The sequence below is a fragment of the Acidocella sp. genome, assembly GCF_036489515.1.
Classification (GTDB): domain Bacteria; phylum Pseudomonadota; class Alphaproteobacteria; order Acetobacterales; family Acetobacteraceae; genus Acidocella.
This window is the reverse complement of record NZ_DASXFO010000036.1, coordinates 1-24,321: the sequence shown is the minus strand read 5'-3', so window position 1 is coordinate 24,321 and position 24,321 is coordinate 1. Positions and strand designations below refer to the sequence as shown.

The following is a 24,321-nucleotide window of genomic DNA, read 5'->3' as shown; positions in this document are numbered from 1 at the left end:
TTTTTCGTTGCGCGGGCGCAAGGCCCGTACGGATCAGACCGGCTTATGCGTGGCGACGAAGGTCGCGAAACGCTCGCCCAGGACGGTCGCCGTATCCAGATCGCCCTGCACCATCTCGTCGACCGAGGCGTCCGCCGGGGTCTGCATCAGCGCGCCCGAAAAGCCGCCGATATGGTTCAAATCGTTGCGGGTGGCCGCCTTGGTGTTGGCCGGCAGAATGTCGAGCCCAACCCAGGCCATGCCATGCTGCATCGCCAGCGTCATCAGGTAGGAAATCGTCAGGAACTTGTCGCCGTTCATCGAGGCCGAGTTGGTGAAACCGGCAGCGAACTTGTCCTTCCAGGCGCGGCCGAACCAGGGCTTCGAGCTGGCATCGGCAAATTTTTTGAACTGCCAGGAGACGCTGCCCATATAAGTGGGCGAGCCGAAGATGATGCCGTCGGCCTGCTGCAGCAGGTCCCAGTCGGCGGCGGCGAGGTCGCCGGTCTCGTGGTTGATGGAGAGCACCTGCACGGTGGCGCCGGCCTTGGTGACGCCCGCGGCGACAGCCTGGGCCTGACGGCGGGTGTGACCGTAGCCGGAGTGGTAGACAATGGCGATGGTGGTCATGGATGGTCCTCTTTTGGTAACGCTCGAACCGAGCCTACGCGTCGCGTCTTATCCGGGTGCGGTGCAAAACGATACGCCCAAACCCCCTGGCGAGCGCGGTGGCAAGGCAGCTATGCTTGCCGTTGCCGGCGGCCCCATGCGATTGCCGGGCAGGGCTGAATTCATTACCTGAAACCCGACACAAACGGAGACGATAGCAATGGCCGAAAACAACATCATCACCATGCCGTCCGGCGTGAAATACGAAGACCACGTGGTCGGCGCCGGCGACACGCCGACCAAGGGCCAGATGGTCACCGTGCACTACACCGGCTGGCTGGACGAAAACGGCACGAAGGGGAAGAAATTTGACTCCTCGCGCGACCGCGGCCAGCCCTTCACCTTCAAGATCGGCGTGCAGCAGGTGATTGCCGGCTGGGATCTGGGGGTTGCGACCATGCAGGTCGGCGGGCAGCGCACGCTGATCATCCCGGCCGAGCACGGCTACGGCCAGCGCGGCGCCGGCAGCGTGATCCCGCCCGGCGCGACGCTGATTTTCGACGTGGAGCTGCTCGAGGTTAAGTAAGTAAGCAGGCGCTTTTTGAAAAAAGCGCCGCAAAAACTTCTTCTACGCTGGGCCATGGGCGTTGTCGCCGACAGCGCCCATGGCCCAAACTAATAAAGTTTTTTTGCTACTTTTTGTTCACAAAAAGTAGTCTTTCCTTCCCTAACGCGGCAGCAGGATTGTCATTCCGGCGGTCGGCCTGCGCCCGAAGCGACGGCGGTTTCGCGCCGCGCTGACCATCTGCGTGAAGCAGGCGCTGAGCGCGGCGGGATCGCCGGTGCGCCGCTCCAGCGCGCGCAGGCAGAAATGCACCCGCGCCATGGTCTGGTAATAGTCGGTGAAGGCGTAGTTCAGCGCGCCGCCGGCCACCGCACCGGCGACCGGCACCGCCTGGGCGAGCAATTTGTCCGAGAGCACTAGGCCGAAACGCCCCGCCGCCCCCCGGATCAGCAGAGTGACCGTCAGGTGGTTCACGCCGATGCGGGTCGCCCAGTAGCCGGTCTCGGTCTCATCATCCGCGCGGCTCGGGCCACCCAGGGCCAGAACTTCCAGGCAGGCCCGCCTTGTCTCCTCGGCGGCCAGATCTTCGCCGTTGTCGCGCGCCACCTCGGCGATCGAGCGCAAAATCGTCGCGGTCGTAAAGGGGATGTCGAACACCACGCCAGGCAGGCCGACAAAGCCGGAGGCCACGCCACTGGCCATCGTCGCCAGGCGATGCATGGGATTGTTGCGCGGCTGGCGCGGCCGCAGCATTTGCGGCACGGCCTCGAGGCCGAACGTGGCCAGGGAATAGCTGCGCCAGAGCGTATCTTCCACGGCTTCCTGCGCACTCTGCACGAAATCGACCCAGACGGCGCCGCCGAGACGCTCGCCGGTTTGGAACACGCGATTTTTGATGGCATCGACCTGCCGGCCGAACAAGGCGGTCAGGCGCATCACCCCGCCGCGGGAATCCGCCATAAGAATGGCGGCGTGCCAGAGCTGAGTCTGCTCCTGCGGGGTCAGGAACGAGGCGTTCTCGGCCAAGGCGTCAGGTAGGGGGGAGGAAAATTTCATGTCTGACCGGAGAGATGTGGTCCGGCCGGAGATGACGCAAGAGGGATAAGCAAAGCAGCCGCTTTTCGAGCCAAAGCGGCGCAAAAACTTTTTTTATGCTGGGCCTGAGGCTCTGTCGGCGACAACGCCCATGGCCCAGCATAATAAAGTTTTTTTGCTACTTTTTGTTCACAAAAAGTAGCCTTCTCTTCCTTATTCGGCGGCTGAGACGCCCTTCACGGCCTGGACGATTTCCGCGAACGCGGCGGCATCGTCGAAGGCGATGGCGGCCAGCACCTTACGGTCCAGCTCCAGCCCGGCCTGCTTCAGGCCGAAAATGAACTGGCTGTAGGTCAGACCGTGCTCGCGCACGGCGGCGTTGATGCGCTGGATCCAGAGCGAACGGAACTCGCGCTTCTTGACGCGGCGGTCGCGATACGCATAGCGCAGCGCCTTTTCCAGCCGCTCCAGGGCGATGCGGTAATTGGTCGATGACCGGCCGACATAGCCCTTGGAGAGGGCCAGAACCTTTTTATGACGGGCGTGGGTGGTAACGCCCCGTTTCACACGTGCCATGGCTGTGTCTCCTTAGTTCAGGCCGTAGGGGAGCCACTGCTTGACGGTCAGGCCGTCAGCATGGGTCAGTGTCTGGCTACCGCGATTCTGGCGCTTGGCCTTCTGGCTGCGAGCGCTCAGGTTGTGGCGCTTCTTGCCGGGGCCGGCGAGCACCTTGCCGGTGGCCGTGATCTTGAACCGCTTTTTGACCGCGGACTTGGTCTTCATCTTCGGCATTTTGGTCTCCTATCGCTACACCCCGCCTTGGCAGCGGGGGTCCCGGATATCGGGGCGGCGGCCAGGCATGCCTAACGGCCCGGACACGCGCGCATCACGTTTAACGGTGAAGCGCGCCCTATAAAGGCTGGGGCCAGGCGTGACAAGGGGCATTTCCGGCTTGCCAGAGGCCTGAGTTACGGCGAGATTCGCCGCCATGGCGGAGGCACCCCCGGACGGGGCAAAACTATTGGAAGCGGCATTGAACCATCTGGCGCGCTACGCGGCAAGCGAGGCCGGGATGGCGCGCGTGCTGGCGCGCCGGCTGGACCGCTGGGCGCGGACCAACGCAACCGAAGACGGCGACGCGGACATCGCCGCCAGCCTCCGGCGCGCCAAGGCCGCGATTCCCGGCGTGATCGCGCGGCTGAAAGAGCTGGGCGCATTGAACGACGACGCTTTCGCCGCGTCGCGCGCCAAGCGCCTGACCCGGGAGGGCAAATCCCGCCGCGCAACCATGGCGCATCTGGCGGCCAAGGGCGTGCGCGCGCCTGCCCTCGAGGACGACCCGCAGCGCGAGCTCGCCGCCGCCTGCGCCTATCTGCGCCGCCGCCGCGCCGGCCCGTTCGGCGCCGCCCCGGAGCTCAAAATTCTGGCCGCCATGGCGCGCGGCGGTTTCTCACAAGAGGTCGCCCGCCGCGCGCTGCGCCTGGAGCGGGACGAGGCGGAAGCGCTGATCAAGACGCTGCAAGCGTAGCGAAGGGGAAGGCTTCTTTTTGCAAACAAAAAGAAGCAAAAAACTCTTTTTGCTCCTGGGCTACGGGCGTTGTCGCGGACACCGCCTCAGGCCCAGCATCGTAAAAGTTTTTGCGCCGCTTTTTTCTATCCAGGATCGCCGGCCGGATGCATGTGCAATCAAAACCTTGTGATGCCGCGCCTGTCAGGGTGTCCGCCGTTTGCGTTAACAACCGGCCGCCGGTTATGCCAGCCCATGCTGGGGCACGATTACCGAAAAAATAACGTTTTGTTAGAAACACCCCAGCCCGGTACAGCTCAAGCTTGCAGAGCGGCACCAGCCACGCCATCTCCCAGCCGCGCCGGCGTGGCCCCGATTTGCGTTTCCCCCGGCACCGCGGCCAGCCGCCAAGGGAATGGGTAACCCCAGCGCCGACGCCCGCGCATCAACCATACGCGGCTGTATACAGCCCCGTATGGTTCAATCCGATCCAGGAAAACTCCTCATCAATGGCGCCGATCTCCGCCGCGCCCGGGGCATCGCCTGCCACCGGTTGCCAAAGCCGTGCGCGCAACCTCGGCATACAGCCGCACCAGGCAGGCGAATCCCCTGGCGACGGCAGCGCCCGCAGCGCAGCATCCCTCGCCTCTAACCGCGCCACGATCGACCCTACCGCCGGCGCGGGCGATCGATTGGTCATTTGTTATCACCTTTCCGTTACCGGAAGCGCCGGCAAAACGTTTCTTATACGGAATATAAAATTTGTTCATCACCGCCTATTGGATCACCATCAACGCCGATCTGTCGCCGCGCGGGCGCTTGAGTCCGGCCAGGCTGGGCCACCGCCTTGGCTCGTTCGACCCCGCCCGGCGGCGCACCTTCCCTATGATTTTGCTGGAACTTTTTCCGCTCATCGCCGGTTCCGAGCGCGCATCGCGGCCGCGACAACCCCAACGTGCAGCCGCACGCCGGCCGCGCCAGCCACGTGCGTCCCCGGCTTCGCCGACGGCACAACATATCCTTGCAATTTCGTAACATGTTAACAACAATAACCGGACAAGTCCAGAAAAACTAACGTAGCGTCGGATGCCACATCGTGTTAGAACTTCGTCATGGCATCAAAAAAACAACTCCCGACAGAAACTGTTGGCGCACGGATCAGGGCTTTGCGGCTTGCGGCCAATCTCACGCAGGACGAATTTGCGGCCAAACTGAACGTCTCCCGCTCCGCCATCGCGCAGTGGGAAACCGACCGTGCCGGCCAGGTTCGTGACAATATGGAGCGGATCGCCAAGGTGTTGAACACCTCGCTTGGCTATCTCGTCTCCGGTGAGACCGGGTCGCTGATGGGTGACGAGCTGGCGCTGATGCGCCTGTATCGCGCCTGTTCATCGGAGGATCGGCGCATGCTGCTCCTCACCGCCCGCCGCCTCGCCCGCACCTGACGCGGCCCCAAGCCGCGCCGTGCGCCGCGCGCAAGCAACGTTGAGCCGGAACCGACAGGTTCCCGCTCAGCGCACGGAAGCGCTCGTAAAAACAAGCTAAAGCATGATTGTTTAGGTTAACATGCCTTAGCTTGTTTTTACGGGCGCTTCGATCGCTCAGGGACGCGAAAAGGAAGGCTCCTTTGGGCCGTGCTGTTTCAGCGCCTTAGGCCCAGCGTCGACAAAAGTTTTTGCGCCGCTTTTTTCAAAAAGCGGCTTCTTTCCCGGGCGTCGCGGCGTCCGAACGCACCGCGCGCAACCTCGCTTGGCTTCAGGCAGAGATCCACATCGTTGAACGCCACCGCGAGCGCCGCCGCATCAAACCCGCCGACCGCCTCGAACGCCTGGCGCCGCCGGCATGCACGCCGCGGTTACGGCCGACACGCGCCGCGCAACCATCGCACGCATTACATAACCGGGCGCATCGCCAGCGATTCCGCGCAACGCATGATCCGCGACACCGCCCACGCCCAACACCACCCCCGCATGCTGAACCAGCCCGTTCGGGTACAACAACTTGACCCCGACAGCGCCAACCGTCTCATCCGCAAGGCACTCATCCGCCATCCGCCGCGCCCAGGACGACTGACTAACAACCACATCATTATTCATAAATAACAAAAATTCTTCGTTAGATAACTTTGCGCCGAGATTGTTAATCCCGCATAGTTGAACGGCTCGGCAATCCGCAAAACCCGCGTGTCCGGAAAGTTCTCCTGCCTAACAATAAACTTTTCCGCCTCTTCAGAAACAGAAGCGTTATCCAGCAGCACGATTTCATACGCCACGCCGCGCGTATGCCGGCGGATCGCTGCAACGCAAGCCCGCGTCATCGCGATCTGGTCCCTGAACGGGATCAAGATCGTGACCTTTGCCGGCCCGGGCCGGCATTGCCATGTCACCCGGTAGCCACAGGTATTTTGCCGCGACGTCACGCGGGCTGATCGCCGCCGCCGCTGCAAATGCGCCGTCACCGCCGCTGCCCCGGCCACGGCGGCGCGCGGTTTCGCCCCGCCATCGGCCGCGGTCGAGCGCGCCGTTTTGCGCCAATGGTACAGCACCTCTGACACATGATGAATCTCCCGCGCTGCCAAAACTTCAGACGCGCGCAGCAGAAAATCATGATCCTGCGCGCCGTCATCGGCGCTCTCAAAGCGCAGAAGCCGCGCCAGATCCGTCTCCACCAGCACCAGATGGCAAATGTAATTCAGCTCCAGCAGCAGCCTTTCATCAAAATCCGGCTTGAAATGCGGTTCGGACAGACCTCCTGCAGCATCGATCTTATCCTCGTCCGAATAGAGCAGGCGCGCCCCGGTCGCGGCCTGCGCCCGCACCATGATCTCCAGCGCGGCCGGCTCCAGCACATCGTCATGATCGAAAAACACCACGAACCGCCCCCGCGCCGCCTTGAGCCCGGCATTGCTCGCCGCCGCGATGCCGCCATGGGCTCGTGCGATGACCCGGATGCGCGGCTCGGGTGCCAGCGCCGTCAGCGCCGCGCTTAAGGCCGCGTCACCGCAAGCTCACCAGCAGCGTCACGCCGCCGCGGCGCGTCCCGGCACGATCATCGACCCTGAGCGCCCAGCCCTCGCTCGACGAAGCAAAAGGGAAGGCTTCTTTTTGTGAACAAAAAGAAGCAAAAAAACTTTTTTATGCTGGGTCATGGGCACTGTCGCTGACACAGCCCACGGCCCAGCATAAAAGAAGTTTTTGCGCCGCTTTTTTCAAAAAGCGGCTGCTTTCTTCTCTCCGCGAAGGCCGTCAGCGCCTACCCCCTTTTTACCGCCTCTTCAGCCAGCGGCAGCAGCCGCGCCAGCCGTGCCGCCCATTCTGCCTGCCCGTTTTGATTTCGTATCAAATCCTGTCTGATTTCAATTTCTAAATAATCAAGCCCCGCGCGCTCGGCATGCACCGGAACACCGAAATCGGTCTCATCGGTCACGCGGTACGGCTTGTTCTCCTCCACCACGAGCACGCTCTCCCGCCGCAACAGCGCCGCCAGCGCGTGCGACAGGCGCGGGGTGCGGTTATACAGCACCGCCACGTGCATCCCCCGCGCCACCTCGAAATAGACCGGCGTGAAACTATGCATCGCCACGTAGATCGGTTGTTCGCGCCGGGCCGCGATCAGCCGCGCGATCTCGGCATGATACGGGTCGAAAATCGCCTGTTGGCGCGCCAATTTCTGCGCCGCGGTCAGACCGAGATTGCCGGGAATGGTCGTCGACTCGCTCACCTCCGGAAACGCGCTCGGCACGCTGGGCGGCCGGTTGCAATCGACCACCAGGCGCGAATAGGTCTGCAGGATCGCCGTGGCATCCAGCGCCGCCGCGAGGCGCCGCGTCACCCCCGCGATGCCGATATCCCAGGCGATATGCCGCTCCATATCCGCCGCACTCACGCCCAGCCCCCCCAGCGCCCGCGGAATTTCTCGCCCCGCATGATCCGCTGTCAGCAGAAAACGGCTTTTTCCGTCCGGATTCACCACGGTGAAAACCGATTTTTCGTCCTCATCCAACAATGTCGTGCAATCCCTTCTCGAGAGCGATATCGCTTGAAATCGAAACGCTCAGCGGTTCGATTGAGCGATGGAATCGCTCGTGCAAAAATGCTTAGAGCATGATTGATGTAAAGCAATCATGCTCTAAGGCCGCCAGACGATTTCCGACGGGGCCGGGCCATGCGGGTCATATTCCAGAAACTGCCCATTGCCGACCGAAATCCCGGTGAACGCCAGGATAAAGGCCCAATGACTCACCAGCAGCGTCGTCGCGCTGTCCGCCTGGGCCATCATCATCTCGCGGAACGATGCCGCCCGCACGGTGATCTCGGCGACGCTTTCGGTCCCCTCATGCCACCAGCACGCCGGCAGATGCGAGAAATCATGCTGCGGGAAGCGCACCGCCAGCCGGTCCGGCGGGCTGCCGATATCGCACACGAACGCGGTCCGCTCCCGCACCTCGTGCATCACCTGCACCGGCACATCATGGGTCGCCAGAAACGGCTCGGCGGTCTGCAAAGCCCGCATATAGGGCGAGACGATGATCCGCGTCAGCCGCGTCTCCGCCAGCCCCAAAGCCGCCGCCTGCGCTTGGGCGCGCCCCAGAGGCGTCAGCTCCGGATCCTCGATTCCCGGATCCACCCGCGTCTCGGTATAATGCAGGTTGAAATAGCTTTGCCCGTGCCGCAGCAGAAACATGGAGAGTCCTTCAGACTTGGCCTGAGTTGCCGCATCGCCGGCATCGACGTATGTCAGCTAAGAGTCATAATGGGATTAAGGCCTGTTCCCCGCCGGTTCAACCGCCTGCGCGCCGGAACAGGGCACTATCAATCAGTTAGAGGTTCGCTTGCAGCCAAACATATTTCAGGGTCTTGGCGATTTCCCGGTCGCGCTGGTCATCTTCGCCGCCATCGCGGTGTTCCTGGTGCTGCGCCTGCGCAGCGTGCTGGGCAAGCGCCTCGGCTTCGAGAAGCCGCCGGTCCCGCCCGGCCAGATGCCGGGCTTCAATAACGGGCCGGTCATCGAAGGCCGCGCTTTGCCGCCCGAAGCCAGCCGCGCCGTGCCGGACCCGCGCTCGCCGCTGGGGGAACGGCTGATGCAGATCGTCAACCGCGACGCCCAGTTCGACCCGCCGAAATTCCTCGACCAGGCCGAAACCGCCTTCCGCATGATCGTCACCGCCTTCGCCGCCGGCGACCGCCCGACGCTGCAAAACCTGCTTACCGACAGCGTGTTCCACACCTTCGACACCGCCATCGCCGCGCGCGAGGCGGCCAACCAGCGCCAGCGCACGGACATCAAGGCGATTCTCTCCGCCACCATCGAGGACGCGCAGCTGGTCGGCGACCAGGCGGCGGTGATCGTCCGCTTCACCTCCGACCAGGTCAACCTCCCCCTGGACGCCAACGGCACCCCGGTCGGCACCGAAGCCGTCACCGAACTCACCGATCTCTGGACCTTCGAGCGCAACCTGAAGAACCGGGAGCCGACCTGGCGCCTGGCCTCGGCGCGCAACGGCTGATCCCATGCGCTATTCCTGGCTCCTCCCCGCTTTGTTCCTCGCCGGCTGCGCCATGCCCAATACCGGCAACCTCGCCACCTTGCCCGGCGGCCCGGCGGTCTCCGAGGTCGCCCTCTCCAAGCTGCCCGGCTGGACCACGGACGATCACGCCGCCGCCCTCGCGACCTTCGTGCAGAGCTGCCGCACCATCAACCGCATGCCGGCCGACCAGTCGCTCGGCGGCGCCGGCGTTCTGGCCCAGTGGGCCGGCCAGGCCGGGCTCTGGCAGAACGCCTGCAACGCCGCCGAAGATGCCACCCCAGGTGACGAAGCCGCGGCGCAGACTTTTTTCCAGACCAACTTCACGGCCTACCGCATCCAGGGCGGGGCGCTGATCACCGGCTATTTCGAGCCGGAATATCCCGGCTCGGAGAACCGCGAACGCGGCTATACCGTGCCGCTCTACGCGCACCCGGCTTTGCCCGCGCTCGCCGACCTGCCGCGCGCCGCGATCGACAATCACGCGCTCGCCAACAAGGTGCCAGTCACCGCCTATCTGAGCGACCCGGTCGACGCATTCATGCTGCAGATCCAGGGCGCCGGCCGCATCCTCCTGCCCGACGGCCATACGCTGCGCGTCGGCTTCGACGGCCAGAACGGCCAGCCCTACACGCCGATCGGCCGCATCCTGGTGCAGGACGGCGACCTCGCCGCCGACAATGTCAGCTACCAGAGCATCTCCGCCTGGCTGAAGGCGCATCCCGATCAGGCGCAGGGGATCATGGAGCAGAACACGCGCTACGTGTTCCTCAAACCGCTTGGCGGCCTGCCGGAAAATGAGGGGGCGCCCGGCGCCCTCGGCGTCCCGCTCACCGCCGGCCGCTCCCTGGCCGTCGACCGGGCCGTCATCCCGCTCGGCATGCCGGTCTACATCACCACCACCGACCCGCTCACGAACGCCCCGCTCGACCGTCTCACCATCGCCCAGGATACCGGCGGCGGCATCCACGGCGCGGCGGCGGCGGATCTGTACTTCGGCGCCGGACCACAAGCCGGAGCCACGGCCGGGCGCATGCAGCAGGCCGGCGACCTGTACGTCCTCATGCCAAGGCAGGCCCCCACAACATGACCGCAAAACCCCGCGTCGCCCTGTTCGTCACCTGCCTCGTCGATCTGCACCGTCCCAGCGTCGGCTTCGCCAGCATCGCGCTGCTGGAGGCGGCGGGGTGCACCGTGGAGGTGCCCCGCGCCCAGACCTGTTGCGGGCAGCCCGCCTACAATGCCGGCGACCGCGCCACCGCGCGCGACCTCGCCGCCGGCCTCATCACCGCCTTCTCCGCCTATGACTATATCGTGGTCCCGTCCGGCTCCTGCGGCGGCATGCTCGCCAAGCACATGCCGCATCTGTTCGACGACGACCCCAACCTGCGCGCCAAGGCCGACCAGCTCGCCGCGAAAACCTACGAGCTGACCTCGTTCCTGGTCGACGTCATGAAATTCACCCCCACCCCGCCGCCGCTGCCGGTCACCGCCACCTATCACGATTCCTGCGCCGGCCTGCGCGAACTCGGCGTCAAAACCCAGCCCCGCACCTTGCTCAGCGCCGTCCCCGGCCTCACCCTCACCGAGATGACCGAGCCGGAAATCTGCTGCGGCTTCGGCGGCACGTTCTGCGTTAAATATCCCGACATCTCGACACGCATGGTGGCGGAAAAAGCCGCCGACATCGAAGCCACCGAAGCTCAACTCCTGCTCGCCGGCGACATGGGCTGCCTGCTGAACATGGCCGGCCGCCTGTCGCGCGACGGCGCAGCCGTAGAAGTCCGCCACGTCGCCGAAGTCCTCGCGGGCATGACCCGCGACTTGGCCGCCATCGGCAAGCCGGCCGGGTGACCTCCCTTGCGAGGCAAGCCGCAACCCTTTAAAGCCTCGCCCCTATGGCGACAGTTTGGCCCGTGTGAACGTGCTTTCACCGACACATAAAGGCCCGCACGAACGCCTGCGTCTTGGCGCGCTGCTGGGCGTGCTGGGCGTGGTTTACGGCGATATCGGCACCAGCCCGCTTTACGCCCTGCAGGCGAGCCTCGCCTATTTCACCAAGACCGGTCTGCGATACGACGATATCTTCGGCGTGCTCTCGCTGATCTTCTGGGCGCTGATCATCACCGTCACGCTCAAATACGTCACCTTCGTGATGCGCGCCGACAATCACGGCGAGGGCGGTATCCTCGCCCTCATGGCCCTGGCGCAGCGCGTCGCGCGCTCGGATTCCACCCGTGCCACGCTCGGCATCGTCGGCATCATCGGCGCCGGATTGTTCTTCGGCGACGGCATGATCACCCCGGCCATCTCCGTGCTCTCCGCCGTCGCCGGGCTGGAAGTCGTCTCCCCCGCGTTCAGCTCGGCGGTCGATCCCATCGCTTTGGTGGTCATCATCGCGCTGTTCCTCTCGCAGAGCCGTGGCACCGGATCGATCGGCCGCGCCTTCGGCCCGATCATGACCGTCTGGTTCCTGGTCATCGGCATCCTGGGCCTGCTGCAAATCATCCGGCACCCGTTTGTGCTGCAAGCGCTGTTTCCGGCCTACGGCCTGCACTTCATCATACGCCATGCGTTTCTGGCCTTCATCGCGCTGGGCGCGGTGGTGCTGGCCGTCACCGGCGCCGAAGCCTTGTACGCCGATATGAGCCATTTCGGCCGCCGCCCGATCCGCGTCGCCTGGACCTGGTTCGTCCTGCCCTGCCTGCTGCTGAACTATTTCGGCCAGGGCGCCCTGATCGTCGCCAAGCCGAGCGCGATCAGCAACCCGTTCTACAACCTCGCCCCGCACGCCATGCAGCTGCCGCTGGTCGTGCTCTCCACACTCGCCACCATCATCGCGAGCCAAGCGGTCATCACCGGCGCCTTCTCGATGGCACGGCAATGCATCCAGCTCGGCCTGTTCCCGCGCATGGAGGTCCGCCACACCAGCAAGACCGAGGAAGGCCAGATCTACGTGCCGCAGGTCAACGCCTTGCTGGCACTCGGCGTGGTGCTGCTGGTGCTCGCCTTCAAGACCAGCGACGCCCTGGCCTGGGCCTATGGCATCGCCGTCACCGGCACGTTCCTGTGCACGAATATCCTCGCCATGGCCGTGTTCCGCCGCCAGTTCGGCTGGTCGCGCGGTACCACCCTCACCGTGTTCGGCTTCTTCGGCTTCGTTGATCTCGCTTTCTTCACCTCGAACACGCTGAAATTCTTCGACGGTGGCTGGGTGCCGCTCGCCATCGGCCTGATGCTGGTCCTGGTCATGACCACCTGGCGGCGCGGCCGCGGCCTGATCGTCGCGCGCTGGACCCAGGACAGCCTGCCGCTGGCCTCGTTCCTCGCCCGCCTCCCGCAATCGCGCATCCTGCGCGTCCCCGGCACCGCCGTGTTCCTGACCGGCAATCTCGACTTCGTGCCGAACGCCCTGCTGCACAACCTCAAGCACAACAAGGTGCTGCACGAGCAGGTGTTCTTCGTCACCGTGCGTAATCTCGACGTGCCGCAAGCGGCACCGGACCAGCGCGCCAATGTCGAGGAAGCCGCCCCCGGCATCTATAAGATCACCCTCAATTACGGCTTCATGGAAAGCCCGAACGTGCCGCGCGGCCTGGAAAGCCTGACCACCAAAGGCATCGAGTTCAAGCCGATGCAGACCAGCTATTTCCTCGGCCGCGAAACCGTGGTCCCCGCCTCGGTGCCGAAACTGCGCTTCATCCGCCGCGCGCTGTTCCTGTTCATGGCCCGCAACGCCGTGTCGGCGACGGAATTCTTTCGTATCCCCAGCGACCGCGTGGTCGAACTCGGCGTTCGGATCGCGATTTAAGGGCAAAAAAGTAGCCGCTTTTTGAAAAAAGCGGCGCAAAAACTTTTGGCTATGCTGGGTCATGGGCGGTGTTGGCGACAACGCCCATGGCCCAAATTAATGAAGTTTTTTTGCTACTTTTTGTTCACAAAAAGTAGCCTTCTCTTCACTTACAAGCTCTCGCGCATAATTCCGGCACGCCTCCGCATCGGCGACACAGCCGCCTTGGCGCCACCATTCATGCACGCGCTTCAGCGCGGCGCCCATTGACGGTCCCGGCCTCAGCCCGAGCGCCTGCAGGTCGCGCCCCTGGAGCGCAAAAACCGGCCTCTTCGTCGCCGCGAGCCGGGTCCGGAGTGGCGCCCAGTCCGCGCCCAGCGCCAACCAGGTCCGCCCGGCAAGGATCTCCGCCGGTTCCGCTTCCAAGGCGCGCCGCAAATCGTCATCCGAAGCGCTCGGCGCCAGTGCATTCGGCCTGCTCAGCGCCACCAGCTCGGCCTCTTCCGCCTTGCTCAGCCGCCACCGCGCGGCGAATTCTTTTGCTCCTTCTCCGCCCAATAGCAGCGCCGCAACCCGGAGGAGCAGAAGATTTGGGGCACCTTGGCGGACAAGAAACTCGAAGCGGCGCAAATCAACGTCCGGGATTACCAGATCCAGCACCCCCGTCTGTTGCATCAACCGCACGGCCACATGCGGATCTGGAGTGGAAAGAATCCGCTTAAGTTCGCTCCACACGCGCTCGGCCGACAGGTTTATGACACCGTCCCGACGCAGAATGATGGCCGCCACCGCATCCGCATCGGGCGCGCCGCGTCCGTAGCGCGCGAAAAACCGGAAGAAGCGGAAGATCCGCAAAAAATCCTCCTCGATCCGCGCCGCCGCCGCGCCGACAAAGCGCACCCTTCCCGCCGCCAGATCCTCCCGCCCGCCAAAATAGTCGAACACGGTACCATCCTGCACCGCCGACATGGCGTTGATGGTGAAATCCCGCCGGCTGGCATCGAGCTCCCAGTCATCGACAAACGCCACCACGGCATGACGGCCGTCGGTCTCCACATCCCGCCGCAGGCTGGTCACCTCGAAACTGTGGTCCGGCGTCACCACGGTCACCGTGCCATGCGCGATCCCGGTCGGGACCACCTTCAGCCCCGCCGCCCGCGCCCGCGCCATCACCGTCTCCGGCGGCAGCGGCACGGCGAAATCCACATCCGCCACGTCGCAGCCGGCCAGCATGTCGCGCACCGCGCCGCCGACCATCCGTGCCTCGGGCAATGCCGCCCACAGCGCCGCCATGCCCGGCAGCGCGATCATGCCGCCGCCCCCCGCAGTCGCTGCGCCAAATTCAGCAAAATCCGCGCCGTCGCACCCCAGATCACGTGCTCCTCATGCGGCCACACCCAGAATTTATAGGCAGCCCCGCGCCGCACGGCGTGCCGCGGCTGCGGCAAAGCAGGGTCCAGCAGCGCCGCGAAGGACAGGCAGAACACCTCCTCGACCTCGTGCGGATCCGGGGTGAAGCGCACCCCCTGCGGCACCAGCGCGATCACCGGCGAAATATGAAACCCGGTGCCGGTGATGAAGTCGTCCATCCGCCCGAGAATTTCCGCCTGCGCCGGATCCAGGCCGATCTCCTCGGCCGCCTCCCGCAGGGCCGCCGCCTCCACCGAGGCGTCCCCCGGCTCGATCTTGCCGCCGGGAAACGACACCTGCCCGGCATGCGCGCTCATCCGTGCGCTGCGCCGTGTCAGCCACACGCCGCGCCCCGGCTCCAGCGCCACCAGCACCGCCGCCGGCCGGTTCGCCGCCGCCGCCAGGGCATTATGCGCCAACCCCGGCGGCAACAGGCGCCGCAACGCCGCCGCGTCCATCATTTCAACCCTTCAGTAAAATTATTTCGTCGCGTCGCAGGATGACAGATCGCCGAGCGAAAAGAACACCCCGCCGCTCCACACGCCCAGCACTTTGCGCCCGCGCACCATGCCGGGCTCGGCCAACGCCACCAGCTCGTAATAAGTCGCGCGGTTGATCCGCGCCTCGATCGGAAATTTGCCCTTGCCATCGCGCACATGAAGATACGGCGTGGGCTCGCAGTTCAGCAAATCATGCCTGATGCGGATCGGATGCTCAGGGCCAGCGGTGATGCACTGGTCCACATTGGTGCGAAAACACAGGGTCTGACCGCTGCCCTGGCCGCACCATTCCAGCTCGACCGCCACGAACGGCACGTCTTCCACCTCGATCCGCCCGCGCTCCGCCGGCGTTTCCAGCAGGTAGGCACCATCCTCCTCGCGCTGCAACACGGTCGAGAACAGACACACCATCGGCTTCCGGGCGATCGGGCTGCCGCGATACAACCAGGTGCCATCGCGCCTGATGACGAACGGCAGATCTCCACAATCGACAACGCACTTCGCGGGGTCGGCCGTCGAGCTGCTTCGCATCCCCCTTTCAGTCACAATCGCGCTTTTCCTTGCCACCGATGTTTTAAACCGCCCGAGATATAGGTAGCATCACAAGGCAATCAAATGGGCAAGCAAGTTCATATGGCTGATGCCACGACAATTCACGAAAGACTGGATATCGCGATGCACGCCGCCCAGGCCGCGCGTGACGCGGTCGGCCAGGTGATCATCGGCCAGCAGGCGGTCGTGGAGCAGACCCTGATCGCCCTGTTCAGCGGCGGCCATGCTTTGCTCACCGGCGTGCCCGGCCTCGGCAAGACCAGGCTGGTGGAAACACTCGGCGTGGTGCTCGGCCTCGCCAGCCAGCGCATCCAGTTCACGCCCGACCTCATGCCCTCGGACATTCTCGGCAGCGAGGTGCTCGACGACACGCCCGAAGGCCGCCGCTTCCGCTTCATCCCCGGCCCGGTCTTCACCGAACTGCTGATGGCCGACGAGATCAACCGCGCCAGCCCGCGCACCCAGTCGGCGCTGCTGCAGGCCATGGCCGAGGGCCATGTCGCGGTGGCCGGCAGCAACCGCCCGGTCTCCACCCCCTTCCATGTGCTCGCCACGCAGAACCCGCTCGAGCAGGAGGGCACCTATCCGCTGCCCGAAGCGCAGCTCGACCGCTTCCTGCTCGACATCCGCATCGACTATCCCAGCGCCGAGGATGAACGGGCGATGCTGATCGCCACCACCGGCACCACAAGGGCGACGCCGCTGCAGGTCATGACCGCCGCAGAACTGCTGGAAGCCCAGCGCCTGGTGCGCGCCATGCCGATCGGCGCCTCGGTGGTGGACGCGATTCTCGGCCTGGTGCGCGGCGCCCGGCCGGAAAGCCCCTCTTTGCCGGAGCTGCGCAACGACCTTTCCTGGGGCCCCGGCCCGCGCGCCGCGCAAGCGCTGATGCTGGCGGTGCGCGCCCGGGCCTTGCTCGACAACCGCCTGGCCCCCAGCGTCGACGACGTCGCCGCCCTCGCCGCGCCGGCTTTGCGCCACCGCATGTCCCTCACCTTCACCGCGCGCGCCGCCGGCCAAGATCTCGACAGCCTGATCCAAAGGCTCGTCGCCCAGCTTTGAGCGCCCCGAAAACGCTGCTGGACGCGCAGGCGCTGGCCGAGGGCCTGCCCAAACTCATCCTCGCCGCTGAACGCCTCGCCTTCGTCGCCGCCCCGGGCCTGCATGGCCGCCGCCGCGCCGGCCCCGGCGACACGTTCTGGCAGTTCCGCGATTTCCGCGACGGCGACGACGCACGGCGCATCGACTGGCGGCGCAGCGCCCGCGGCGACCGCCTCTATCTGAAAGAGCGCGAATGGGAGGCGCAGGCCAGCCTCTCCTTGCAATTGCAGGACACGCCGAGCCTCACTTTCGCCAGCGACAAGACCTTGCCGACCAAGCGCGAGCGCGCCTCCCTATTGCTGCTCGCTCTGAGCGCGATCCTGTTGCGCACCGGCGAGCGCGTCTCCCTCTACGGCCGCACCAATCCGCTCAGCGGCTCCCGCGCTTTGCCCGCGATCGCCGCGGCCCTGCTCGGCGGGTCCGGCGCGGCCGAAGCCGACCCGGACCAAAGATCCCGCCGCGTCGTGTTTGGCGATTTTCTCGTCCCCAATCCCGGCTTCGCGCGCCAGCCCGGCGGCGCGGTGATGCAGATCCTCGATCCCGCCGAATGCGATTTTCCCTATCGCGGCCGCATCCTGTTCGAAGGTTTTTCGCGCGAGCCAGAGCTTGAAGCGGCCCATGCGGAAAGCTGGGCGGAGACCTATCGCACGCGCCTCACCGCGCAGCGCGAAAACGTCGCCCGCGCCGCTATGGTGGCCGGCCAGACGCCGCTGTTCCACCGCACCGACCATCCCCCCGCCCAGGCGCTGGCCGCCATGTACAACGCGTTGCTGCGCCGATGATCTTCGCCGCCCCCCTGGCGCTCGCGGCCCTGGCGGCGCTGCCGGCTTTGTATTTCATCCTGCGCCTCACCCCGCCGGCGCCGCGCCGGCTGCGCTTCCCGCCGATCGCCCTGCTGCGCGGCCTGCCCGACGCCGAGCGGACACCGAGCCGCCTGCCGCTCTGGCTGCTGCTGCTGCGCCTGCTCGCCACCGCTTTGCTCATCATCGGCTTCGCTGGCCCCACGCTGCGCCCGCCGCCGACCCTGCCCGGCAGCGGCCCGGTGCTGCTGGTCATCGACAACGGCTGGGCCGCCGCCGCGTCCTGGCCGCAACTCACCGCCGCCGCGCAGCGCGTCATCGCCGCCGCCCAGACGCAGAATCGCGGCGTCGCCTTGTTCGCCACCGCGCGCGACGCCACCAACGCCCCGCTCGCCCCCCCCCATGTCACCGACGCCGCCACCGCCGCGCACCGTCTCGCCGCGCTGCAGCCGCAACCCTGGCCCAGCGACCGGCTGGCCGCCGCCGCCATCCTGCGCGCAGCACCCGAGAGCACGCGCTTCTATCTCGCCGACGGCATCAGCGGCGATGGTTTTTCCGTCTTTCTCCAGGCGCTGCACCCGACCCGCATCCTCACTCCCTTCACGCTGCCGCCGCTGCTCGGCACGCCAGCACTCGGGCCCAATGGCAGCCTCACCGTGCACGCCTTTTCCGATCCCGGCGACCAGCCTGTGCTCGCGGAAACCGCGACCGGCGCAGTCCTCGCCCGGCAATCTTTTCGCCCCTCCGGCGATGCCGCATTTTCCTTGCCGCCCAGCCTGCAGAACCGCATCGCCCGGCTGGTGCTGGCCGGCAGCCAGACCGCGGGGGGCACCGCCCTCACCGATTCGGCCCTGCACACCACCCTCGCCGGGCTCGACACGCGCAGCGCCAATGCCGAAACGCCCTTTCTCGGCACACTCTATTACCTGCGCCGCGCCCTCCCGGCTTCCACCCGCATCACCACCGGGACATTGCCGCAACTCATCGCCGCGCATGCTGGCCTGATCTTTCTCACCGACACGCCGCTCTCCGCCGCCGAACAGGACGAAGCCCGGCTCTATGTCGAGGGGGGCGGCATGCTGGTGCGCTTCGCCGGGCCACAAACCGGCGACCTGCCCGACACGCTGACCGCCGACCCGCTGCTGCGCGGCGACCGCCGGCTCGGCGGCGCGCTGAGCTGGACGACGCCGGAAACCCTCGCCCCCTTCCCCGCCGCCAGCCCCTTCGCCGGCCTGACTCTGGACCCCAAAATCACCGTCTCCCGCCAGATCCTGGCTGACCCGGCCGGTCTCGACCCCGCCACGGTCTGGGCTTCCCTCAACGACGGCACGCCGCTGATCCTCGGCAAAACAATCGGCCGCGGCACGCTGGTGAACATCCTCACCTCCGCCAACGCCGACTGGTCCAATCTCGTGCTCTCCGGCCTCTATCCTGAGCTCCTGCTCCGGCTGACGGGCCTGAGCAGAAATGCTGCATCCGCCGGCGGCACGGCCCAGCCACTCAGCGCCGTGCTGAACGCGTTCGGCACGCTCACCGCCCCCACCGCGGCCGCGGCGCTGACGCCGGCGCAGCGCGACACCGCCACAATCTCCGCCGCCCAGCCGCCCGGCCTGTACGGCACCGGCGACGGCGCGATCGCGCTCAATCTCAGCCCGCACGTCCCATCACCGATCGCCGCCCGCTTGAACGGCGCGCAGCCGCTCGGCGACGCCACCCCGCCGCAGCGCCTCGGCCCCGACCTGATCGCCGGCGCGATGCTGCTCTTCGCCCTGGACCTGCTGATCTCGCTCGCCTGGCGCGGTGCGATGCCGTTCCGCCGCTTCAGCTTTCTGGTCCTGCTCGCGCTTGGCCTGCCTGGGCAAGCTCACGCGCAAAATGCCGCGCTGCAGACCGAGCTCGGCTATATCCTCACGAACGATCCGGCCACCGACAAGCTCTCAGCCGACGCGCTGACGTCTCTTTCAGCCTCGGTCTCCGCGCATACCTCGGTGACGCTCGGCCCGCCCGCCGCCCTCACCCCCGGCAGCGACGATCTCAGCCTCTACCCGCTGATCTACTGGCCGCTCGTGCCCGGCGCACCGCCGCTGATCCCCGCCGCCTGCAGCGCGCTTAGCGATTATATGAGCCATGGCGGGCTGCTGGTGATCGACACCCAGGGCGGCGATGCCGGCGCTCCCGGCTCGGGCGCCGGCTTCGCCGACGGCGCCGCGACAACCTTCGCCCACGACACCGCCTGCCTCAACCTGCCGCCTTTGGAGAAGCTCACCACCGCCAACGTGCTGGCGCATGATTTCTACGTCATTCCCGATTTCCCCGGCCGTTTCGCCGGCGCCCCCGTGCTGATCGCCACCGCTTCCGGGCGCGATGCCGACGACGTCACCCCCCTCATCGTCGGCCAGAACGACTGGGCCGGCGCCTGGGCGCACGATGCCTCCGGCAACGGGGAACAAATGCCGCTCCCCGACGGCGAGGCGCAACGCCTCATCGCCGAGCGTTTCGGCATCAACCTGGTGATCTATGCCCTTACCGGCAGCTACAAGGCCGACCAGAATTCCGCGCCGGCCTTGCTGGACCAGTTGCAGCCATGATCGCCCACCTCACCTTCAGCCCGCTGCTGCCCTGGCCGGTGATCGCCACACTCGCCGTGCTCACGCTGCTGCCCTGCCTGCTGGCGTTGGCCACGCGCCGCCGCGGCGGGCTGCTGCGACTCGCGGGATTCGCCGTGCTTGCCATCACCCTGGCGGGCCCGCGCTGGACCGAAAACACCACGCAGAAGCTCCCCGATGTCGCACTCGTGCTGGTCGACCAGTCCGCCTCGATGGATCTCGGCACGCGTCACGAAATGGCCGACCGCGCGCTCGCCGCCTTGCAGGCCAGCGCCGGGCAGACCGATGCGACGCGGCTGATCGTCGCCGACATCCCGCCCGTGACGAGCGGCGGCACACAGATCCTTCCCGCCTTGCATCAAGCGCTGGCCAACATCCAGCCCGACCAACTGGCCGGCATCATCGCCATCACCGATGGGGAAATCTCCGATGCCGCCGGTTTGCCGCGTGACACCCCGTTCTCCGCCCTGCTGACCGCCTCCGGCCCCGAGACCGATCGCGAGTTGCGGCTCGACAACGCCCCTTCCTTCGGCCTGGTCGGCCAGACCGTGTCGTTACGCCTCACCGTGTTCGATCACGGCGCCGATGATGCCGGCACCATCGTCCCCGTCACCGTGACCGAAGACGGCCAACCGGTGGCCACCGCGGCGGCGGTCGTCGGCCAGCCGCTCAGCGTCGGCCTACCGATCCACCATGCCGGCCCGGTGGTGATCGCCGCCTCCACGCCCCCCCTCGCCGGCGCGGTCAGCGCGATCAACGACCAGGCCGCCTTCACCCTCACCGGCATCCATAAGCGCCTCAACGTGCTGCTGGTCTCCGGCAGCCCTAACCAGGGCGAGCGCGCCTGGCGCCTGCTGCTCAAATCCGATCCGGCGGTGCAGCTTGTGCATTTCACCATCCTGCGCCTGCCCGGCGAGCCGATCGACGCCGACCCGCGCGACGTCGCTTTGGTGCCCTTTCCGGTACGCGAATTGTTCGAGACCGACATCGGCAGGTTCGACCTGATCATCCTCGACCAGTTCAACGCCAGTGACCTGCTGCCGGCGGAATACCTCGCCAATATCGCCGCCTACGTGCAGAATGGCGGCGCGCTGCTGACCGAGGTCGGACCAGAATTCGCCGGGCCGGAGAGCTTGGCCGGCTCGCCTTTGGGCCCGGTCCTGCCCGCCATCCCAACCGCCCCCGGCACCGTGACGCAAAATTTTTCCCCCACCATCACCCCGCTCGGCGCGCGCCATCCGGTGACCGCCTCGTTCGCCGGCCAGACGCTTAAACCCTGGGAGCGCATGGAAGCCGCTACCCCCGCACCCGGCAGCCGCGTATTAATGACGGGCGCCGACAATCTGCCGCTGCTGATCCTGGGCAATGCCGGCAAGGGCCGTACCGGCATCCTGCTCTCCGACCAGCTCTGGCTGTGGACGCGCGGCGGCGCGCATGCGGGCCCAGCTCTGCCCTTGCTGCGCCGCGTCGTGCACTGGTTCCTGCATGAACCGGCGCTGGAGGCCGAGGCGCTCACCGCCACCATCACCCATGACCGCCTGACCATCGATCGCCGAACCCTTGACCCCTCCTACCCCGGCGACGCCACCGTCACCTTCCCGGACGGACGGACCAAAACCCTGCCGCTCACGCAAACCGCCCCGGGCCGCTTTACCTCCACGCTGCCGGTGCAGGCCAGCACCGGCGTCTGGAAGGTCAGCGAAAGCGGCCGCACCGCCTATGCCGTCGCGTCACCGGAAAACCCCGAGGAATACCAAGACCTCGCCGCCACCGCGTCCGCAGTGCGCGGCATCGCGCGCAACATCGTCTGGCTCGGCCGCAACCCGACCCCAGCACTCGGCCCGCTGCTCAGCCCCCGGCACGCTGTGCAGATCACCGGCAGCTCCAGCCTGCCGCTTCTGCCACCCCTTCCGACACTGCTGGTTGCCCTGCTCCTGATCACTGCGGCATGGTGGCGCGAAAACGGAGCTTCTTCATGACTACCACCACCGACGCAATCATCGCCGCCTATTACGCCGCCTTCAACGCCGGCGACATCGCAGGCTTTCTCGACCTGCTGACCGATGACGTGCGCCACGACATCAACCAGTCCGGCACGGAAACCGGCAGGGAAGCTTTCGCCGCCTTCCTTAAGGAAATGAACCGTTGCTATAAAGAGACGATCACTGACATCGTGATCCTCTCCGACGCGTCCGGCACCCGCGCCGCCGCCGAATTTCTGGTGCAGGGCGAATATCTGCAAACGCAAGAGGGCCTGCCGCCGGCCCATGGGCAGAAATACACTCTGCCCGCCGGCGCATTCTTCACGCTGCGCGACAACAAAATCTGCCGCGTCTCGAACTACTACAACCTGCCCGACTGGCTGGCGCAGGTTTCTTAAAGTGTAAGAAAGAAGCCGCTTTTTGAAAAAAGCGGCGCAAAAACTTTTGGCTATGCTGGGCCATGGGCTTTGTCACAGACAACGCCCATGGCCCGAAGGAGCAGAAAACTACTTTTTGTTCACAGAAAGTAGCCTTCTCTTTAGCGACTTAGAACAGGACGCCGGCTTCGAGCGTACCGGTGAAGTTGCTGCGGCCAGTACCCTTGCCGCCGTAGCCAAACGTGGTGCCATCGGCCCCTTTGTTGTTCAGCAGGTACAGGTAGCCGGCGTTGGCGCGGGCGAACAGGTACTTGTACTGCCAGGTCGGCGCCACCGAGAGGCCGATCGCCTCGGCGCTCGGACCGACGAGCCAGAAGTCGCCATTCGAAGCTTCCTGCGCCGAGTTGTGCGAGTCAAAATACTCGACCCAACCGCCGAGCGAATAAGGCGACTTGCCGAACGTGTAGGTTTCGAACAAAGCCGCGCCGAAATTGCTGCTCTCTTTGTCGAGGCCGACCCGCTGGTCCGCCTTGGCCACCTGATACTGCACTTCCGGCACCAGGTTCAGGTTGCCCATCGTGTAGCTGTAGAAGCCGCCGATCAGCTGCGAGTTCGCAAATTGGGCGCCAAAAGTCCCCACCGTGCCGAAGCAGCCCGTAGCGGTGCTGCCATAACTGCAGGTGCCGCTATAGGTCTTCGCGTTCACCCCGGTACGGCCGAGATTGCCGCCGTAATAGACGCTCACGGCGTTCGAAGAATTGATCGTGTAGGTGAACAGCGCCTGCAGGAAGTTGAATACGCCGGTATTGTAGCCGTCACCGAACATCACGGAGGCGTTGATCGGGCCCTTGGTGTAGTTCAGGGTGACGCCTTGGCTCTGCTGGTTCTGCACAAAGAAGATCGCGGTGGTGAGCTGATCGGGGTTGCTCCAGTCCAGGGCCGTTTCATAGCCTTCCAGCGAGGGCATCATGCCGGCCGAGATGGTGAACGGCGAGCCGGTCGGCGCGATGGTGAGGTAGCCGGCATAGAGCGGGCCGGTCGAGAGATTGCTGACGGTGGTCTGTGTCGGCGCCACGCCGAGCGTCGTGGCGCCGCCGTTGGAGCCCACCTGGAGGGTGAACTGCAGCACGCCGGTGTTCTTTTGCAGCTCAATGATGGCGCTGCCGACATTGAAGCCATCGGCCTTAATGCCCGAAGCGCTGGCCGGTTCGTCCGACCGGTTCGTGCCGCTGATGTAATAACCATAACCGTCCACACCACCGCTCAGCTCCAGCGTGCCGAGCGGGCCGCCGTCGATCTGGATGGCCGTGGGGCCGTTCAAGGCGTGCGCTGCATTGATGGCGAAGAGAGAGGACGCGGCAACCACGCCCAATCCCAACAACTGCCGACGCATATTAATCATTTTGCCTCCTGAATACGCATTTTGCGCGTGATTGCCTAAAACATAACCCCCACCAGTCACAAATCAGGACAAAAACCTGATTTTACGTCATCTGGTGATAACTAAACGGCAATCTACGTGCCAAAAAATGGCGGAGCCAGACAAAAGGCTCACAGCCTTCCGCTTTGCAGCAAAACTGTTGCGAAAAGGTCACAAACGGCAAGAACCCCATGAAGAAACAGGCAGGCTTCTCAAATTAAGAAAAGCAGTCGCTTTTTAAAAAAAGCGACGCAAAAATTTTTGGTTATGCTGGGCCACGGGCGTCGTCGGCGACACAGCCCATGGCTCAGATTAACAAAGTTTTTTTGCTACTTTTTGTTCACAAAAAGTAGCCTTCTTCACGCCGATACAGTCTCGCCGACCGCCCCCGTTGGTTCGGCTTGTGCCGGGAAAAACAGCTGGGCCTCAAACCCGTCCATGCGGCCTTCGGCCGGCGATGCCAGTTCCAGCCGCCCCCCCAGCTCCGCCATGATCTTCTCGACGATCGCCAGACCCAGCCCGCCGCCCGCCCCCTGCGTGGTGCCACGCCGGAACGGCTGTTTC

At 65.4% G+C, this 24,321-nt stretch carries 26 protein-coding genes and 1 pseudogene; 14 read left to right on the top strand and 13 right to left on the bottom strand.

The features are described 5' to 3' along the window. Positions 1-33: 33 nt before the first annotated feature. Entirely contained in the window at positions 34-609 is a 576-nt protein-coding gene (locus VGG47_RS05455; RefSeq protein ID WP_331536226.1) for a flavodoxin family protein, read from the bottom strand. A gap of 199 nt (positions 610-808) precedes the next feature. Here VGG47_RS05455 and VGG47_RS05450 point away from each other — a divergent pair, with 199 nt between their 5' ends. Then, the gene (locus tag VGG47_RS05450) at positions 809-1,174 is read left to right on the top strand and encodes an FKBP-type peptidyl-prolyl cis-trans isomerase (protein ID WP_331536224.1); all 366 of its coding nucleotides are present in this window, start codon (positions 809-811) and stop codon (positions 1,172-1,174) included. 141 nt (positions 1,175-1,315) lie between these two features. Here the strand turns inward: VGG47_RS05450 and VGG47_RS05445 are convergent, their stop codons facing one another. The 3 genes from VGG47_RS05445 to rpmI form a co-directional block, all read right to left on the bottom strand. Continuing rightward, the gene (locus tag VGG47_RS05445; protein ID WP_331536222.1) at positions 1,316-2,209 is read right to left on the bottom strand and encodes an EcsC family protein; all 894 of its coding nucleotides are present in this window, start codon (positions 2,207-2,209) and stop codon (positions 1,316-1,318) included. 192 nt (positions 2,210-2,401) lie between these two features. Beyond that, positions 2,402-2,764: a 50S ribosomal protein L20 gene (rplT, locus tag VGG47_RS05440; RefSeq protein WP_331536220.1), complete on the bottom strand. Its 363-nt coding sequence runs from the start codon at positions 2,762-2,764 to the stop codon at positions 2,402-2,404. Between the two features lie 12 nt (positions 2,765-2,776). Continuing rightward, positions 2,777-2,980 (bottom strand): 50S ribosomal protein L35, encoded by a 204-nt coding sequence (gene rpmI, locus VGG47_RS05435; protein ID WP_331536218.1) that lies wholly within the window; start codon positions 2,978-2,980, stop codon positions 2,777-2,779. 196 nt (positions 2,981-3,176) lie between these two features. Here rpmI and VGG47_RS05430 point away from each other — a divergent pair, with 196 nt between their 5' ends. Next, positions 3,177-3,716, top strand: a complete 540-nt coding sequence (locus tag VGG47_RS05430) for a regulatory protein RecX (RefSeq protein WP_331536216.1) — start codon at positions 3,177-3,179, stop codon at positions 3,714-3,716. Here the strand turns inward: VGG47_RS05430 and VGG47_RS05425 are convergent. Beyond that, a complete protein-coding gene (locus tag VGG47_RS05425) occupies positions 3,697-4,044 on the bottom strand; it encodes a hypothetical protein (RefSeq protein WP_331536214.1) in 348 nt (115 codons plus the stop codon). The genes VGG47_RS05430 and VGG47_RS05425 overlap by 20 nt on opposite strands. Positions 4,045-4,457: 413 nt before the next feature. Here VGG47_RS05425 and VGG47_RS05420 point away from each other — a divergent pair, with 413 nt between their 5' ends. From VGG47_RS05420 to VGG47_RS05410, 3 genes are all read left to right on the top strand, one after another. Continuing rightward, positions 4,458-4,730 carry a hypothetical protein gene (locus VGG47_RS05420; protein WP_331536212.1) on the top strand — a complete coding sequence of 91 codons (273 nt, stop codon included), beginning with the start codon at positions 4,458-4,460 and terminating at the stop codon, positions 4,728-4,730. Positions 4,731-4,807: 77 nt separating this feature from the next. Further along, on the top strand, positions 4,808-5,140 hold the full coding sequence (locus tag VGG47_RS05415; RefSeq protein WP_325398409.1) for a helix-turn-helix domain-containing protein: 333 nt from the start codon (positions 4,808-4,810) through the stop codon (positions 5,138-5,140). A gap of 330 nt (positions 5,141-5,470) precedes the next feature. Further along, a complete protein-coding gene (locus tag VGG47_RS05410) occupies positions 5,471-5,797 on the top strand; it encodes a hypothetical protein (protein ID WP_331536208.1) in 327 nt (108 codons plus the stop codon). Here VGG47_RS05410 and VGG47_RS05405 read toward each other — a convergent pair. The 3 genes from VGG47_RS05405 to VGG47_RS05395 all read right to left on the bottom strand — a co-directional run bounded on the left by VGG47_RS05405 (position 5,788) and on the right by VGG47_RS05395 (position 8,378). Beyond that, positions 5,788-6,663 (bottom strand): glycosyltransferase family 2 protein, encoded by an 876-nt coding sequence (locus VGG47_RS05405; RefSeq protein WP_408841563.1) that lies wholly within the window; start codon positions 6,661-6,663, stop codon positions 5,788-5,790. The genes VGG47_RS05410 and VGG47_RS05405 overlap by 10 nt on opposite strands. 284 nt (positions 6,664-6,947) lie before the next feature. After that, a complete protein-coding gene (locus VGG47_RS05400) occupies positions 6,948-7,697 on the bottom strand; it encodes an N-formylglutamate amidohydrolase (protein ID WP_331536206.1) in 750 nt (249 codons plus the stop codon). 126 nt (positions 7,698-7,823) lie between these two features. Then, positions 7,824-8,378, bottom strand: a complete 555-nt coding sequence (locus VGG47_RS05395; RefSeq protein ID WP_331536204.1) for a histidine phosphatase family protein — start codon at positions 8,376-8,378, stop codon at positions 7,824-7,826. 148 nt (positions 8,379-8,526) lie between these two features. Between VGG47_RS05395 and VGG47_RS05390 the strand changes: the two genes are divergently transcribed. The 4 genes from VGG47_RS05390 (at position 8,527) to VGG47_RS05375 (ending at position 13,030) form a co-directional block, all read left to right on the top strand. After that, a complete protein-coding gene (locus tag VGG47_RS05390) occupies positions 8,527-9,201 on the top strand; it encodes a Tim44/TimA family putative adaptor protein (RefSeq protein ID WP_331536202.1) in 675 nt (224 codons plus the stop codon). A gap of 4 nt (positions 9,202-9,205) precedes the next feature. After that, positions 9,206-10,309: a murein transglycosylase A gene (locus VGG47_RS05385; RefSeq protein ID WP_331536200.1), complete on the top strand. Its 1,104-nt coding sequence runs from the start codon at positions 9,206-9,208 to the stop codon at positions 10,307-10,309. Further along, positions 10,306-11,073, top strand: a complete 768-nt coding sequence (locus tag VGG47_RS05380) for a (Fe-S)-binding protein (RefSeq protein ID WP_331536198.1) — start codon at positions 10,306-10,308, stop codon at positions 11,071-11,073. The genes VGG47_RS05385 and VGG47_RS05380 overlap by 4 nt, the downstream gene beginning before the upstream one ends. Before the next feature lie 64 nt (positions 11,074-11,137). Beyond that, entirely contained in the window at positions 11,138-13,030 is a 1,893-nt protein-coding gene (locus VGG47_RS05375; protein WP_331536256.1) for a potassium transporter Kup, read from the top strand. Between the two features lie 96 nt (positions 13,031-13,126). Here the strand turns inward: VGG47_RS05375 and VGG47_RS05370 are convergent, their stop codons facing one another. From VGG47_RS05370 to VGG47_RS05360, 3 genes are read right to left on the bottom strand one after another with little or no spacing between them, the layout of a single operon-like run. Next, positions 13,127-14,320: a CCA tRNA nucleotidyltransferase gene (locus tag VGG47_RS05370; RefSeq protein ID WP_331536196.1), complete on the bottom strand. Its 1,194-nt coding sequence runs from the start codon at positions 14,318-14,320 to the stop codon at positions 13,127-13,129. Beyond that, the gene (locus VGG47_RS05365; protein ID WP_331536193.1) at positions 14,317-14,880 is read right to left on the bottom strand and encodes a CoA pyrophosphatase; all 564 of its coding nucleotides are present in this window, start codon (positions 14,878-14,880) and stop codon (positions 14,317-14,319) included. Before VGG47_RS05365 ends, VGG47_RS05370 begins: the two co-directional genes overlap by 4 nt. 18 nt (positions 14,881-14,898) lie before the next feature. Beyond that, on the bottom strand, positions 14,899-15,450 hold the full coding sequence (locus VGG47_RS05360; RefSeq protein WP_331536190.1) for a DUF1285 domain-containing protein: 552 nt from the start codon (positions 15,448-15,450) through the stop codon (positions 14,899-14,901). A gap of 102 nt (positions 15,451-15,552) precedes the next feature. On the opposite strand from VGG47_RS05360, the gene VGG47_RS05355 reads away from it, so the two are divergent. From VGG47_RS05355 to VGG47_RS05335, 5 genes are read left to right on the top strand one after another with little or no spacing between them, the layout of a single operon-like run. Then, positions 15,553-16,533 (top strand): AAA family ATPase, encoded by a 981-nt coding sequence (locus VGG47_RS05355; RefSeq protein WP_408841551.1) that lies wholly within the window; start codon positions 15,553-15,555, stop codon positions 16,531-16,533. Next, complete coding sequence (locus tag VGG47_RS05350; RefSeq protein ID WP_331536188.1) at positions 16,530-17,354, top strand: DUF58 domain-containing protein; 825 nt, start codon at positions 16,530-16,532, stop codon at positions 17,352-17,354. Before VGG47_RS05355 ends, VGG47_RS05350 begins: the two co-directional genes overlap by 4 nt. Then, a complete protein-coding gene (locus VGG47_RS05345; protein WP_331536186.1) occupies positions 17,351-19,960 on the top strand; it encodes a DUF4159 domain-containing protein in 2,610 nt (869 codons plus the stop codon). The genes VGG47_RS05350 and VGG47_RS05345 overlap by 4 nt, the downstream gene beginning before the upstream one ends. Next, positions 19,957-21,957 (top strand): hypothetical protein, encoded by a 2,001-nt coding sequence (locus VGG47_RS05340; RefSeq protein ID WP_331536184.1) that lies wholly within the window; start codon positions 19,957-19,959, stop codon positions 21,955-21,957. Before VGG47_RS05345 ends, VGG47_RS05340 begins: the two co-directional genes overlap by 4 nt. Beyond that, positions 21,954-22,358, top strand: coding sequence for a ketosteroid isomerase-related protein (locus VGG47_RS05335; protein ID WP_331536182.1), 405 nt, complete (start codon positions 21,954-21,956; stop codon positions 22,356-22,358). Before VGG47_RS05340 ends, VGG47_RS05335 begins: the two co-directional genes overlap by 4 nt. Positions 22,359-22,506: 148 nt before the next feature. Here the strand turns inward: VGG47_RS05335 and VGG47_RS05330 are convergent, their stop codons facing one another. Both VGG47_RS05330 and VGG47_RS05325 read right to left on the bottom strand, forming a co-directional pair. After that, positions 22,507-23,739: an outer membrane beta-barrel protein gene (locus VGG47_RS05330; RefSeq protein WP_331536180.1), complete on the bottom strand. Its 1,233-nt coding sequence runs from the start codon at positions 23,737-23,739 to the stop codon at positions 22,507-22,509. Positions 23,740-24,116: 377 nt separating this feature from the next. Further along, a pseudogene (locus VGG47_RS05325) lies at positions 24,117-24,321 on the bottom strand (hypothetical protein); the annotation flags it as partial.

Coding starts and splice junctions, on each gene's coding strand:
- VGG47_RS05455 (WP_331536226.1), bottom strand. CDS start 609: ATGACCACCATCGCCATTGTCTACCACTCCGGCTACGGTCACACCCGC.
- VGG47_RS05450 (WP_331536224.1), top strand. CDS start 809: ATGGCCGAAAACAACATCATCACCATGCCGTCCGGCGTGAAATACGAA.
- VGG47_RS05445 (WP_331536222.1), bottom strand. CDS start 2,209: ATGAAATTTTCCTCCCCCCTACCTGACGCCTTGGCCGAGAACGCCTCG.
- rplT (WP_331536220.1), bottom strand. CDS start 2,764: ATGGCACGTGTGAAACGGGGCGTTACCACCCACGCCCGTCATAAAAAG.
- rpmI (WP_331536218.1), bottom strand. CDS start 2,980: ATGCCGAAGATGAAGACCAAGTCCGCGGTCAAAAAGCGGTTCAAGATC.
- VGG47_RS05430 (WP_331536216.1), top strand. CDS start 3,177: ATGGCGGAGGCACCCCCGGACGGGGCAAAACTATTGGAAGCGGCATTG.
- VGG47_RS05425 (WP_331536214.1), bottom strand. CDS start 4,044: ATGGCGTGGCTGGTGCCGCTCTGCAAGCTTGAGCTGTACCGGGCTGGG.
- VGG47_RS05415 (WP_325398409.1), top strand. CDS start 4,808: ATGGCATCAAAAAAACAACTCCCGACAGAAACTGTTGGCGCACGGATC.
- VGG47_RS05395 (WP_331536204.1), bottom strand. CDS start 8,378: ATGTTTCTGCTGCGGCACGGGCAAAGCTATTTCAACCTGCATTATACC.
- VGG47_RS05385 (WP_331536200.1), top strand. CDS start 9,206: ATGCGCTATTCCTGGCTCCTCCCCGCTTTGTTCCTCGCCGGCTGCGCC.
- VGG47_RS05380 (WP_331536198.1), top strand. CDS start 10,306: ATGACCGCAAAACCCCGCGTCGCCCTGTTCGTCACCTGCCTCGTCGAT.
- VGG47_RS05370 (WP_331536196.1), bottom strand. CDS start 14,320: ATGATCGCGCTGCCGGGCATGGCGGCGCTGTGGGCGGCATTGCCCGAG.
- VGG47_RS05365 (WP_331536193.1), bottom strand. CDS start 14,880: ATGATGGACGCGGCGGCGTTGCGGCGCCTGTTGCCGCCGGGGTTGGCG.
- VGG47_RS05360 (WP_331536190.1), bottom strand. CDS start 15,450: ATGCGAAGCAGCTCGACGGCCGACCCCGCGAAGTGCGTTGTCGATTGT.
- VGG47_RS05355 (WP_408841551.1), top strand. CDS start 15,553: ATGGCTGATGCCACGACAATTCACGAAAGACTGGATATCGCGATGCAC.
- VGG47_RS05345 (WP_331536186.1), top strand. CDS start 17,351: ATGATCTTCGCCGCCCCCCTGGCGCTCGCGGCCCTGGCGGCGCTGCCG.
- VGG47_RS05340 (WP_331536184.1), top strand. CDS start 19,957: ATGATCGCCCACCTCACCTTCAGCCCGCTGCTGCCCTGGCCGGTGATC.
- VGG47_RS05335 (WP_331536182.1), top strand. CDS start 21,954: ATGACTACCACCACCGACGCAATCATCGCCGCCTATTACGCCGCCTTC.
- VGG47_RS05330 (WP_331536180.1), bottom strand. CDS start 23,739: ATGATTAATATGCGTCGGCAGTTGTTGGGATTGGGCGTGGTTGCCGCG.